At 66.2% G+C, this 12979-nt stretch carries 13 protein-coding genes; 4 read left to right on the top strand and 9 right to left on the bottom strand.

Annotated features, from left to right (window positions below; genetic code table 11):
• Positions 1-104 precede the first annotated feature (104 nt).
• Positions 105-992 (top strand): oxidoreductase, encoded by an 888-nt coding sequence (locus DT343_RS06780; RefSeq protein ID WP_112862231.1) that lies wholly within the window; start codon positions 105-107, stop codon positions 990-992.
• A 7-nt stretch (positions 993-999) separates the two neighbouring features.
• Here DT343_RS06780 and DT343_RS06775 read toward each other — a convergent pair whose 3' ends face one another.
• Positions 1000-1755, bottom strand: a complete 756-nt coding sequence (locus tag DT343_RS06775; RefSeq protein WP_112862230.1) for an SDR family NAD(P)-dependent oxidoreductase — start codon at positions 1753-1755, stop codon at positions 1000-1002.
• Between the two features lie 70 nt (positions 1756-1825).
• On the opposite strand from DT343_RS06775, the gene DT343_RS06770 reads away from it, so the two are divergent.
• Together DT343_RS06770 and DT343_RS06765 are read left to right on the top strand one after the other, a co-directional pair.
• On the top strand, positions 1826-2083 hold the full coding sequence (locus tag DT343_RS06770) for a CopG family ribbon-helix-helix protein (RefSeq protein ID WP_112862229.1): 258 nt from the start codon (positions 1826-1828) through the stop codon (positions 2081-2083).
• Positions 2080-2394: a type II toxin-antitoxin system RelE/ParE family toxin gene (locus DT343_RS06765; RefSeq protein WP_112862228.1), complete on the top strand. Its 315-nt coding sequence runs from the start codon at positions 2080-2082 to the stop codon at positions 2392-2394. Before DT343_RS06770 ends, DT343_RS06765 begins: the two co-directional genes overlap by 4 nt.
• Positions 2395-2405: 11 nt before the next feature.
• On the opposite strand, the gene purF is transcribed toward DT343_RS06765, so the two are convergent.
• The 3 genes from purF to radA are packed head-to-tail and all read right to left on the bottom strand — an operon-like array spanning position 2406 to position 5937.
• Complete coding sequence (gene purF / locus DT343_RS06760) at positions 2406-3911, bottom strand: amidophosphoribosyltransferase (RefSeq protein ID WP_045810557.1); 1506 nt, start codon at positions 3909-3911, stop codon at positions 2406-2408.
• 27 nt (positions 3912-3938) lie between these two features.
• On the bottom strand, positions 3939-4535 hold the full coding sequence (locus DT343_RS06755) for a CvpA family protein (protein ID WP_039245224.1): 597 nt from the start codon (positions 4533-4535) through the stop codon (positions 3939-3941).
• A gap of 31 nt (positions 4536-4566) precedes the next feature.
• On the bottom strand, positions 4567-5937 hold the full coding sequence (gene radA / locus DT343_RS06750) for a DNA repair protein RadA (protein ID WP_112862227.1): 1371 nt from the start codon (positions 5935-5937) through the stop codon (positions 4567-4569).
• Positions 5938-6109: 172 nt separating this feature from the next.
• Here radA and DT343_RS06745 point away from each other — a divergent pair, with 172 nt between their 5' ends.
• A complete protein-coding gene (locus tag DT343_RS06745; RefSeq protein WP_055808406.1) occupies positions 6110-6757 on the top strand; it encodes a Yip1 family protein in 648 nt (215 codons plus the stop codon).
• Here DT343_RS06745 and alr read toward each other — a convergent pair.
• The 5 genes from alr to DT343_RS06720 form a co-directional block, all read right to left on the bottom strand.
• Positions 6751-7797, bottom strand: a complete 1047-nt coding sequence (alr, locus tag DT343_RS06740; protein WP_112862226.1) for an alanine racemase — start codon at positions 7795-7797, stop codon at positions 6751-6753. The genes DT343_RS06745 and alr overlap by 7 nt on opposite strands.
• A 38-nt stretch (positions 7798-7835) precedes the next feature.
• Entirely contained in the window at positions 7836-9326 is a 1491-nt protein-coding gene (locus DT343_RS06735) for a replicative DNA helicase (protein ID WP_055754947.1), read from the bottom strand.
• A gap of 111 nt (positions 9327-9437) precedes the next feature.
• Positions 9438-9896: a hypothetical protein gene (locus DT343_RS06730; protein WP_112862225.1), complete on the bottom strand. Its 459-nt coding sequence runs from the start codon at positions 9894-9896 to the stop codon at positions 9438-9440.
• 6 nt (positions 9897-9902) lie between these two features.
• Positions 9903-10268, bottom strand: a complete 366-nt coding sequence (locus tag DT343_RS06725) for a hypothetical protein (protein ID WP_112862224.1) — start codon at positions 10266-10268, stop codon at positions 9903-9905.
• A 160-nt stretch (positions 10269-10428) separates the two neighbouring features.
• Positions 10429-12852 carry a TonB-dependent receptor plug domain-containing protein gene (locus DT343_RS06720; RefSeq protein ID WP_112862223.1) on the bottom strand — a complete coding sequence of 808 codons (2424 nt, stop codon included), beginning with the start codon at positions 12850-12852 and terminating at the stop codon, positions 10429-10431.
• Between the last annotated feature and the right edge of the window lie 127 nt (positions 12853-12979).

Raw genomic sequence — 12979 nt, 5'->3', positions numbered from 1 at the left:
CGAGAGCGGTTTGACAGGATCGTGCAAGCCTTCGCCCGGATCGCCCTAACGCCGTCGACCTGAAACCGCGTCTTCTGCGTCCGGTCAGGCAGAGGAGATTTTCCATGACAACAACCCCACAAAAGACCTGGCTCATCACCGGTGCGGCGCGTGGTCTGGGCGCCGGGATCGCACGCGCGGCGCTGGACGCGGGCGACCGCGTCGTCGTCGCAGGTCGAAACCGCGACGCCCTGATCAAGGCCTTCGGACCGGATAGCGACGCGGTGCTGAGCCTGACGTTGGATGTCACCGACACGGCCGCCATCGCCGCCGCCGTCGAGGCGGTCATGGCGCGCTTCGGCCGCCTCGACGTTCTGGTGAACAACGCCGGCTATGGCCACCTCGGCATCTTCGAAGAGACCAACGCCCAGGATGCGCGCACCCAGTTCGACACCAATGTCTTTGGTCTGTTCGACATGACGCGCGCAGTGCTGCCGATCATGCGGGCGCAGAGATCGGGCCATGTCTTCAACATCTCGTCCATCGGCGGTTTGATGGGCGGTGAGAGCGGCGCGATCTATTGCGCGTCCAAGTTCGCGGTCGAAGGCTTCAGCGAATCCGTCGCGCAAGAGGTGCGTCCGTTCGGCGTGCGCCTGACCATCGTCGAGCCGGGTTTCTTCCGCACCGACTTCCTAGACGCCTCGTCGATCCGATACGGCGACAACCCCATTGCCGACTATGCCGAAGCATCGCGCGCCATCCGCGCCTTCTATGACGCGCGCAGCCATAATCAGGCGGGCGATCCCGCGAAGCTGGGTCAGGCCCTGGTCATCTTGGCGAATGCGGAAAACCCGCCGGTGCGATGGTCTGCGGGCACGGACGCTATCGGCGTGGTCGAGATGAAGGCGGACAGCCTGAAGGCCGAACTCGAGGCCTGGCGTGATCTTTCAGCCTCAACCGACGGCGATTTCACCTTCCGCGAAGAGACAAGGCAAGGCGGCACCTGGGGCTGATGCCATCCTAGACCAGCGCTTCCGTCGTCGGTCCGGCCGCCCAGTCGCGGAAGCGGATCGTCAACGGGGGCGTTACGTCGGGGCGAGCAAGATCGACCACCATGGGACCGATTTCCGAGGGGTGGGGCAGGACGGACGGGTCTTCGCCCGGATAGGCCTGGGCGCGCATGGCGGTGCGCATGCGGCCGGGATCAACGATGCTGACGCGGACGGGCGTGCTCTCGATCTCGTCGGCCCAGGCCTTCACCAAGGCCTCGGCGCCCGCCTTGGTCGCGGCGTACATACCCCAGAAGGCCCTGGGCGCGCTGGCGACGCTGGTGGTGAAGTGGATGGCGCGGCCGGCGTCGGAGGCGCGCAACAGAGGCTCGAGCGAGCGGATCAGACGATAGACGGCGGTAAAGTTGGTCTTTTCGACCTTGGCGAACTCGCGCGGGTCGGCGTGCGACACCGGCGTCAGGCCCGAAGGGCCCATGGTGGCGGCGCAGTGGACCCAGATGTCCAGCTTCTTGAACCGTTCGAAGATGGCGCCGCCCAGCCGGTCGATGGCCCCGCCGTCCACAAGATCGAACGGGATCAGGGTCGCATGGCACCCGGTGGCGGCGAAGATGGCGTCGTCCAGCTCTTCTAGACCGCCCTGGGTGCGCGCCGTCGCAATGACGTGGGCGCCGGCCTTGGCCAGGGCCAGGGCGCTCTCATAACCGATGCCGCGCGAGGCGCCGACGACGAGGGCGATACGGTCGTTCAGGGGCAAGGCGTCGGTCATGGCCGGGTGGTAAGTGTGGCAGGGCGACGGGTCAATGTGTTACATTGCACGACAACTAAGCGAGGTGGTCATGGCGAAGTCGGCAACGCTTACCCTTCGGGTCAGCCAAGAACTGAAGGAGAAGCTCGGCCGCTATGCCGAGCAGACGCAGCGTTCGCCCTCGGCGGTCGCTGAACGCGGGCTCGAAGCTTTCCTGGATCGTGAAATGGAGATGCAGATCGCCATCGATGCAGCGCTCGACGATTTCGAACATGGTCGGGTCGTGCCGCACGAAGAGGCCATGCGTCAGATCCAGGCCACGATCGACAAGCATCGGAAGACCGTTTGAGGCACGTCGAGTGGTCGCAGGTCGCCTTGGCGCAGTACCATTCTGCTATCGACTATCTCGCGGAACGTAATGCCGATGCGGCGCAGGATGTGGCGGATCGCATCCGAGACACGATCAACGCCTTGGCGCGTCGACCGATCGGGCGTCCGGGAGAGCGGTCAGGCACCTATGAAAAGGCGGTGCTGCGCACGTCCTACATCATCATCTACAGTCTTGTGGGCGGTGCGAACGACAGCCTGCGTGTCTTGCGGGTCTACCACGCCGCCCAGAACTGGACCGATTGGTCGCCGACGCCTGACGAGGAGGTCTAGGCTTGCGCGTTTCAGGCGCTGACCAGCAAGGACAGCTGTTTGGCGCCGAATTCGCGTCCGCCTTCCTCGATCTCCCGATCCAAGAGGCGGGTGGGATAGTCGCCGGTGAAATAGTGGTCGGTGAACTGCGGGGCGGCGGCGTTGCGGCCGGTCTCTCCCATCGCGCGATACAGCCCGTCGATGGACAGGAAGCCCAGCGAATCGACCTCCAGCATGTCGCGCATTTCTTCCAGCGTCTTGTTGGCGGCCAGCAGCTGGGCGCGCTCGGGCATGTCGATGCCGTAGAAGTCGGGGAACAGGATTTGCGGGCTGGCCGAACGCAGGTGGACCTCAGTGGCGCCGGCGGCGCGGACGGCGCGAACCAGCTTCAACGAGGTCGTGCCGCGCACGATGGAATCGTCGATCAGGACGACGCGCTTGCCGGCCAGGGCCGACTTGTTGGGGCTGTGCTTCATGCGCACGCCCTTTTGACGGGCGCCCTGGCTGGGCTGGATGAAGGTGCGGCCCAGATAGTGGCTGCGGATGATGCCCATTTCGTAGGGGATGCCGCTTTCCTGGGCGTAGCCGAGGGCGGCCGGAACGCCGGAATCGGGCACCGGCACGACGATGTCGGCCTCGACGCCCAGTTCGCGGGCGAGGCCACGCCCCATTTCCTTGCGGACCTCATAGACGGAGCGGCCGTTCACCACCGAATCCGGGCGGGAGAAATAGACGTATTCGAACAGGCACGGACGCGCCGCGCGGGCGGGGAAGGGCTTAAGCGAGCGCAGGCCGCTGTCGTCGATGACGACGATCTCGCCGTGTTCGACATCGCGAACGAAGGTGGCGCCCATCATGTCCAAGGCGCAGGTTTCGGAGGCCAGAACCCAACCGTCGCCCAACTGGCCCAGGACCAGCGGACGAATGCCCAGCGGGTCGCGGGCGCCGATCATCTTGGTGCGAGTCTGGGCCACCAGGGCGTAGCCGCCCTCGATCCGGGCCAGGGCGTCGGTGAAGCGATCGACGATCTTGGCTTTGCGGCTGCGCGCGATCAGGTGGAGGATGACTTCGGAATCCGAGGTCGACTGGAAGATGGCGCCCTCGCTGACCAGCTGGGCATGCAGGAATTTGAAGTTGGTCAGGTTGCCGTTATGGGCGATGGCGATGCCGCCCTGGTCCAGATCGGCGAACATCGGCTGGATGTTGCGCAGGAAGCTGCCGCCGGCGGTGGAGTAGCGGGTGTGGCCCACGGCCGCGCGGCCGGGCATCCGCGTCATCAGGTCGGCACCGCCGAAGGCCTCGCCCACCAGGCCCTGATGGCGTTCGGTGTAGAAGCGCTCGTCCTTGACGCTGGCGATGCCGCAGGCTTCCTGGCCGCGATGCTGAAGGGCGTGAAGGCCCAAGGCGACGACGGATGAACCTTCGTCCTCGTCCGCGCCCCAGACGCCGCAGACGCCGCATTCCAGACGGAGCTGGTCATCCTCCGGCTCGCGCCAGTGCTCGCGGTGAACGACGGGATCGGCGATATGGTGGCGCATCGTGGGGCTCCGATGACCGGGGAGAACTTAACGGGCGGCTTCGCGCGGCGAGTTAGGCTGTGATTGCGTCGGGGGCAAGGCTTCGTCGTCCGAAAACCCCCGGCGTACGGACGAATCCACGACGGGCGTGATGGCGTCGGCGCCGCGCCCGATGCTGGGCAGGACGATCTGGATCATCCGCGCGCCCATGGCGCTGACTGGATAGAGGGCCGCATTCGCGAGCCAGAGCGGGGTGCGCTCGCCCGGCAGAGCCGCGACGATGACCAGATGCACCGCGCCGATCAGGACCAGCGCGCGGACGCCGCCGATGAAAAGGCCGAAGATGCGGTCGATGACGCCGAGGTGCGGATGATCCTTGGCGCTCTTGGACATCATCGAGCCGACCAGGCGCAGACCGAAATAGACGACGAAGAAGGTCAGGACGGCGGCCAGGATCGACCCGGCCCACTCGGGATCGACGAAGGCGCGCGTGACGCCGGCGGTCCAGGGCAGGGCGATCAGGGCGACCAGGGCCGCCAAGGTCGCGCTGAGCAGCGTAATGACCTCGCGCACCCCGCCGCGCACCCAGCCGGCGGCGACGGAAAACAGGATCACCACGATGGCGAAGACGTCGTATCCGGTCACGCGTGGGGGATCCTGCGGTTGCTACCAGGGTCTAATAGCGGTTCTGCGAGATTCGTTCGACCACATCCGTCAGGCGCGTGACGGATGTCACCTTCACCCCTTTGGTCTTGGCGGTCAAAGTCGGGCTCAGAACCTGATCGAAGCCCAGTTTTTGCGCTTCGCGCAGACGGGCCTCGGCGCGGCCGACGCTGCGGACCTCGCCCGACAGGCCGATTTCGCCGAAGACGACGCAGCCCTGGGGCAGGGACACGCCGGTCGCCGAGCTGATCAGCGCCGCCGCCGCCGCGAGGTCGGCCGCCGGTTCATTGATGCGCAGGCCCCCGGCGACATTCAGATAGACGTCCTGATCGCCGAAGCCGAAGCCGCAGCGGGCCTCCAGCACGGCCAGCACCATGGCCAGACGTCCCGTCTCCCAGCCGATCACGGCGCGGCGCGGAGTGCCATAGGCGGACTTGGACACCAGGGCCTGCATCTCGACCAGGACGGGGCGCGAGCCTTCGATCCCGGCGAAGACGGCGGCGCCCGGCGCGCGCCCCTTACCCTCGCCGAGGAACAGAGCGGAGGGATTGGCGACCTCGCGCAGACCGGCGTCGCCCATTTCGAACACGCCGATCTCGTCGGTGGCGCCGAAGCGGTTCTTGCCGGCACGCAGGATGCGGAACGGATAGCCGCGCTCGCCCTCGAAGGTCATGACGGCGTCGACAAGGTGTTCGACTACGCGAGGGCCGGCGACCTGGCCGTCCTTGGTGACGTGGCCGACAAGGACCACCGCGACGCCCTGCGACTTGGCCAGACGCACCATCTCGCCGGCGCAGGCCCGGACCTGGGTGATCGAGCCGGGGCCGCTTTCATGGACGTCGGACCACAGGGTCTGGATCGAATCGACGATGACGATGTCGAACTGTTCGCGCTTCAGCGTGCCCAGAATTTCACGCAGCGCCGTGGCGGCCGCCAGATTGACCGGCGCGTCCGCCAGGCCCATCCGTTTGGCGCGGGCGCGGATCTGCTCGACGGCTTCTTCGCCCGAGATGTAGGCCACGCGCGATCCGCGCAGCGCCGCCTTGGCCGCCACCTCCAGCAACAGGGTCGACTTGCCGACGCCCGGATCGCCGCTGAGCAGGATGGCCGAGCCGGGCACCACGCCACCGCCGCAGACACGGTCAAACTCGGCCACGCCCGTCGTGATGCGCGGCGGTTCGGGCGTGTCGGACTGAAGGGTTTCGAACTGAATGCCGCGCATGCGGGCCGAAGCCGCCGCCGACGGCTTGATCGCACCCGGCGGAGCCGAGCGGCTTTCCTCGCTCAAGGTGTTCCACTGACCGCAGGAGCCGCATTGGCCCGACCACTTGCTGTGGATCGAGCCGCAGGACTGACAGACGTAGAGGGCGGAATCGCGAGCCATGGGCTTCCTTAGCAGATCGAACGGTCGCGCCGGACATGGCCTCGGCTCACGACAGTTTCGGTCGCAGGCGCAACCTTTGCCATACTGAAGGATTGAGAATGTGTCGCACACCCTTGCTTCTTGAAGCGACGCAACGTCAACATCCGCCCATCTTCTCTCGCCGAGGCCTGTCATGACCGATCCGACGACCCACTCCCAACCCGCTGTCGATCCGGCCCTTGTCGCGCGGGTCAAGGGCATACTGCTGCAACCCAAGTCTGAATGGCTGAAGATCGACGGCGAGTTCGCCACGACCAAAAGCCTGTTCACCCGCTATGCGATGATCCTGGCGGCGATCGGCCCGGTCTGTTCACTGCTCGGCGGTCAGTTGATGCCGATCATGGGCGTGAAGCTGTCGATCGTCGGCGCAATCGTCGTGGCGCTCGTCAGCTACGGCATGTCCTTGCTGGGGGTCTTCCTCCTGGGACTGATCATCAATGCGCTGGCGCCGAACTTCGGCGGCACGGCCAACAAGGTTCAGGCCATGAAGCTGGCCGTCTATTCCTGGACCGCCGCCTGGCTGGCGGGCGTGTTCGGCCTGATCCCGATGCTGGGCATTCTGGCCATCCTGGGCCTGTACAGCTTCTATCTGCTGTTCGTCGGCCTGCCGATCCTGATGAAGGTGCCGGAAGACAAGAAGGTCGGCTATTTCATCGTGACGGTGATCGCCGGCGTCGTGATGTATTTCATCATCTCGGCGATCGTCGGAGCCATTTCGATGAGCTTCGTCGCCGCGTCGGTCGGCATGGCCGGGCTCGCGGGAATGGGCGCCGGCTACTGAGAATAGACGCGCGGTACGCGGGGGGTGATCGAGGTCAGCAGCTCGTAGCTGATGGTCCCCGCAGCGGCCGCGGCGTCGTCCAACAGGCGGTTCGGGCCGAATAGTTCGACCGGATCGCCGACCGCGACATCCAGGCCGGTGATGTCCACCGCGCAGACATCCATCGAGACCCGACCCAGCAGCGGACGGGTCTCGTTGGCGATCCAGACGACGCCCTCGAGGGAATATGATCGCAGCAATCCATCCGCATAGCCGGCGGCCACGGTCGCAACCTTGATCGGGCGTTCGGCGATATAGCCGCGCGAATAGCCGACGCTCTCGCCGGCGGGCACGCCGCGAACCTGGAGCACCTCGGCCGTCAGGGTCGCCACGGGTGCGATCCGGGGATCGGGCCGCCCCTCTGGGCCGCCGCCGTAAAGACAGATGCCCGGCCGCACCGTGTCGAAGGCGAAGTCCGGGCCCAGGAAACAGCCGCTGGAGTTGGCGAACGATCGGATCACGCCCGGATAGCGATCCAGAACGCTTGCGAAGGCGTCACGCTGGCGCCGGTTCATCGGATTGGCCGGTTCGTCGGCGCAGGCGAGGTGGGTCAGGACCAGGGCCAGGCCGTCGAAAGCGTCAGGCGCGTCCTCGGGCCGAATACCCAACCGGTTCATGCCGGTGTCGATCTGCAGGCCGCAGGTCCCGCCACCCGCCGCCCTCCAGGCCTGGATCTGCGCCGGATGGTTCAGCACGGGCCGCAAGTCCGACGCCTTCAGCATCGCCGCATCGTCGCCGTGGCAGCCGTCGAGCACATAGATCACAGGACCGTCGGCGCCCAAGGCCGCCCGCAGCCGCACGCCCTCCGCCGCCCGCGCCACGAAGAAGGTCCGCGCCCCCTCGGACATCAGCCGCGTCGCCACAGCTTGTGCGCCCAGTCCATAGCCATCCGCCTTGACCACCGGATGCACCGGCTGGCCGCTGACGGCCTCCAGCGTGTGATAGTTGCGCGCCAGGGCGTTCAGATCGACGGAGAGGACGGCGGGGGTCGATGCGGTCATGGCGTCCTTATGCGCCAACACCGCGCCGATGGAAGAGGCTACTCGTAGCTGACTTCCTCATAGCCATGCGCCAGGTTGCCGAAGCGGACGGTGTCGGCGTCGAAGGCTAGTTTGACGATGCCGATGGGGCCGTGGCGCTGCTTGCCGATGACGACCTCGGCCTGACCTTGCAGACGGTCCATGTCCTGCTGCCATTGCAGGTGTTCCTCGGTCCCCTCGCGCGGCTCGGCGCGGCCCAGGTAATAGCTCTCGCGATAGACGAACATCACGCAGTCGGCGTCCTGCTCGATCGAGCCGGATTCACGCAGGTCCGACAGTTGCGGGCGTTTGTCGTCGCGCTGTTCCACCTGACGCGACAGCTGCGACAGGGCGATGATCGGCACCGACAGTTCCTTGGCCAGGGCCTTCAGACCGCCGGTGATTTCGGACACTTCCTGAACGCGGTTCTTCTGGCCCCCGCTGTTGCCGGTCGTGACCAGTTGCAGATAGTCGACGATGATCAGGTCCAGCCCGTGTTCCATGCGCTTCAGGCGGCGCGCGCGGGCCGCCAGCTTGGAGATGGACAGGCCGCCGGTGGCGTCGATGTAGAGGGGGCTTTCGCCGATCTCGACCGCCGCGTCACGCAGCTTGCCGAAGTCCGTGGCGTCGATCTCGCCCTTGCGCAGCTTGTCCGACGATACGCCGGACGCATCGGCGAGAATACGCATCGCCAGCTGTTCGGCGCTCATTTCCAGCGAATAGAAGGCGACCACGCCGCCGTTGACCGTCTTGCGGCCCTCCGGTGTCGGCTCCCACTGATAGGCGCGCGCCACGTTGAAGGCCATGTTGGTCGCCAGGGCTGTCTTGCCCATCGACGGACGGCCGGCGAGGATCAACAGGTCGGACGGGTGCAGACCGCCCAGCTTACGATCCAGATCGTTCAGGCCGGTGGCGAGGCCGGCCAGCTTGCCTTCGCGCTGATAGGCTTCGGCCGCCATCTGAACGGCGCCGGACAAGGCGTTGGAGAAACTGACGAAACCGGATGAGGGCTTGCCGGTCTCGGCCAGCGAATACAGGGTCTGTTCGGCCTGTTCGATCTGCTCGTCAGCGGGCGTCTCCGGATTGGGTGCCTCCTTGATCATGTCGCCGCCGATGCGGATCAGGTCGCGGCGCAGGGCCAGGTCATAGACGACGCGGGCGTAGTCGGGGGCGTTGGCGGCGGGCGGCGCGCGATCGACCAGGTCGGCGAGATAGCGCAGGCCGCCGAACTCCTGGAACGCCGGGTCCTGCTTGAACCGCTCCATCAGGATGGTGGGCTCGGCCAGCAGCCCCTGGCGGATATGGTCCTCGATCGCGTCGAACAGCCGTTGATGGAATGGTTCGTAGAAGTGCGAGCCGCGCAGCCGGTCGTTCAGCCGCTCGAACACGGCGTTGTCGAACATCAGCGAGCCCAGCAGCGCCTGCTCGGCCTCCAGATTGTGCGGCATCGAACTGACACCGCCGGAGTCCAGCGGAGACGACGAGAAGGGCATGGGGGCGAAGGCGTTCATCGATTAACGCTTTAGCCCTCTCACGCCCCTGCGTCAGACGCGGACGCCGCCTGGACCGTGGACAGATCGCGCCGCCTTGGGGACGAACCGGAATTCCTCAATCGGCGCGCGTCAAGCGGCCGACACAAGACTGGTCAGCGCAAAGCTCCAGAAGACCCATTTCAACCCGACGGCTTGAATGCTCGCACGAAGCAGGGATCGACGCCGATCCAGCAGATACGCCGTCGTCACGACCATCCAGATCCAGGCCGACGTCGCTAAGCCGAGCCAGCCGTTGTCCCAATGGATGCCCACGATATAGGCGCCGCCGCCGAGCGCCAGGCCGGGCCAGACTGACTTGAAGAACCGCCGAGAAAGTTCCGTCGGGAGCAGCGTGAAGACGGCCGCCTCTACGGTCATCACGGCAAAACCAATCGCGGCCAGGACGAGCGGGGAAAGGCGATCCATTGCGTCAGGAACGACACCGTCGCCCGGAGCCAATAGGCCAAGCCCGATGACCCCGCAGATCAACAGCAGGCTGCCGCACGCGAATATCGCCACCGAGCGGCCGATGCCATTGGGTCGGACCATCGGTGGTCAGGCGCACGGATAGTCGTGCGCCATCCATTCGCGGAGGGCCTGTGTCACGCTGATATTGCGACGGCTCTGCGGAATAGCGTTGAAACGGCTCAGGATGGCGTTGGGCGAGACGCTGACCTTGTCGGGCATGCAGGTCGCAGGCTGACGGCCGGCCGCCTTGGCCTGGCTCTGTTCGGCGCGGACGGTGCGAACGGCGCCCCGGAACTCGGCCATCAGACGGCGGGTGTCCGAGCGCAGGAGAGCGGTGGGGTTCTGAGGAATGGCGTTGGCGGTGGTCAGGAATTCCTGAACCGTCATGGCGCTGGCGGCGCCGGCGAAAAGCGACAGCGCCAGGACGCCGGTTGCGATCAATCTGGTCTTCATCTGGTCCCCTCCAAAGCCCCCTCTGGCAGCGCTCAGATTGAACGGCGATATGTGTCGCAACTGGGGCGAAGCAGAACGGTCAAGCTGAAGGTTTCGTAATGCAAACAAGGAAAAGGGCGCTCCGAAGAGCGCCCCTGCCTGGCCGGCGATCAGCCCGACCTCACCACTTCAGGCTGAGGCGCGCAAAGCCGTAACGACCGTTGAAACCGAAGGGCGAATAGTAGGGGAAGCCCAGAACGCCGTTGGAGTTCAGCGACGCCGGGACGAAGTCCGGATATTCGTCGAACACATTGTCCACGCCGATCGCCACGCCCACGCGCTCGGTCAACTGGAACCGGCCTTCCAGATCCACGACCGTCTTGGCCCCGGTGCTATAGTCGTTCGCCGCCGTCGATCCAGGTTGCAGCACGTCGCCATAGTAGGTAGCGCGAACCGTGGCGCCCCACTTGTCTCGGCTCCAGTCCGCCGACGCCGAAACCTTGGTGTCGGGCGTGCCGTCTTCGATGGTCAGAATGCGTTGGCGCGCGAACAGGGTCGGGACCGGGTTCAGCACCGAGGACGACGTCGGCACGCGGTTGACCGACACATCGTTGAAGTTGGCCGCGACGGTGAAATCGAAATCGCCGAGCGTATCGGTCGGCAGGCGATAGCGTCCAACGATGTCCACGCCTTCGGTCGAGGTCGAGACGCCGTTCAGGAAGAAGCGCGCGGCCTGGACGCCTTGCGGATCCAGCAGGCCGGCGACCTGGCCCGAGAACGTCCGGTTGATCAGCTCTGACAGAACGATCTGATCGTCGATGTCGATCTTGTAGGCGTCGACGGTCAGGTCGAACCGGCCCAGTCGCACCACCGCGCCGACCGAATAGTTGGTCGAGGTCTCAGCCTTCAGCGGACGCGCGCCAAGAGCCGTCGCGACCGCGCTAGTGGCCGGGAAGGTGCCGGTTTCGACGACGGCGCCGTTCTGGATCACCGAGGCGGTGGAGGTGAAATACGACTGCTGCAATGACGGCGCGCGGAAGGCGGTCGAGACCGAACCGCGCAGGGCGAAGCTGGGGGTGAAGTCATAGCGGGCCGACAGCTTGCCCGTCTGTGTGTCGCCGAAGTCGGAATAGTCCTCGAACCGCACGGCGCCCTCGACGCGCAGCTTGTCGGTCAGGGGGATTTCAATGTCGGCATAGGCGGCGAAGTTGTCGCGATCGACATCGACGGCGTTCGAGGGCTGGAAGCCGACGAAGCCCTGGGCGCCGCCGGTCAGGGCGGTGTTGGCGCCCAACGGCCCGCGGTTGTAGCTCTCGGGCTGGCCGGCCTCGATCTTGTAGTTTTCCCAGCGCTGCTCCAGGCCCCAGGCGAAGTTCAGCGGGCCGCTGGACAGACCGACCTCGAACTCACGGCTGAAGTCGGCGCCCAGCACCAACTGGTCATAGATCAGGCTGCCGGAATCGAAGCTGGTCGGGGAAGCCGCGCCATAGGTCGAGTTCAGCGAATCCTCGGTGCGGAAGTCCAGGGCGTTGCGGCCATAGGTCAGGCTGATGTCCGTATTCCAGCCCGCCAGTTCGCCGCGCAGGCCGCCGGCTAGCGAGGCGTCCTTGGAGTTGATGGCGACCTTCGGCAGGAAGCCGTTCGGGTAGATCGAGGCGACATTGTTGACGTTGTCGGACAGGCGAGGGAAGGCGGCGCCTTCGCTGTCGCGGTCCTGATAGCCAGCCCAGCCATAGGCCTCCCAACCGTTGCCCAGGCCCTTGCCGGCGTTGGCGAAGACAGTCCACTGCTCCACATCCGGGTCGCCGAAGCGGGCGGTGATCGCTCCGTTCGCCGCCGCGCGGGGATCATAGTCCGAGCGATTGGTCGACTCGCGGTTCAGATACTCCGCCGACAGGGTCAGAAAGCCGTCGTCGCCCAGCGAGAACCCTTGCCAGGCCGAGGCCGTGACGGTGCCGCCGTCGGTCTCGTCGCGTTCGCCGCGCGCGGTCTTCACCGTGGTGAAATACTGGCCGTAGGTCACGCTGGCGCCGCCGCCGCTGGAGGCCTCCTTCAGGCGCAGGTTCACCACGCCGGCGATGGCGTCCGAGCCATACTGGGCCGAGGCGCCGTCACGCAGCACCTCCACCCGGTCCAGAGCGCCGGTCGGAATGGTGTTCAAGTCGACGGCGGCCGACCCGCGCCCCACCACGCCGTTGACGTTGACCAGGGCCGACGCATGGCGACGCGTGCCGTTGACCAGCACCAGCGTCTGGTCCGGCGACAGGCCGCGCAGGGTGATCGGGCGGATCGAGTCCGAGCCATCGTTGGCCGACGGCCGCTGGAAGGTCAGCGACGGCACGGCCTGGGCCAGGGCCGTGGCGAACTCCGTCGTGCCGCGCGTCTGCAACGCCTCGGACGTCACGACATCGACGGGCGCCAGGGTGTCGAGGCGCGACCGGTTCTGGACCCGCGTGCCGGTCACGACAATGTCGTCCACCTGCGCCGCTTCATCGGCGACGGGTTCGGCGCTTTGAGCAAAGGCCGGGGCGGCGCTCAGCAGTGCGAAGGTCGAGACGGTGGCGAGCAGTGCCGGTGCGGCGGCCCGTTGAGAAAGAGAGCGCATTGAGAGATTTCCTAAAGTCTGCTTTTGGCGCGAGCGCGCGTCGCCGCCGCTTACCGCGACGGGCTTTTTATGGTCGGCTTGGATTGGGTATGGTGTGCGGTCTCAGCCGCAACATCGCGCGACGACG

This window comes from Brevundimonas vesicularis (assembly GCF_900445985.1).
GTDB lineage: Bacteria > Pseudomonadota > Alphaproteobacteria > Caulobacterales > Caulobacteraceae > Brevundimonas > Brevundimonas vesicularis_D.
This window is presented reverse-complemented; position numbering and strand designations above follow the sequence as displayed.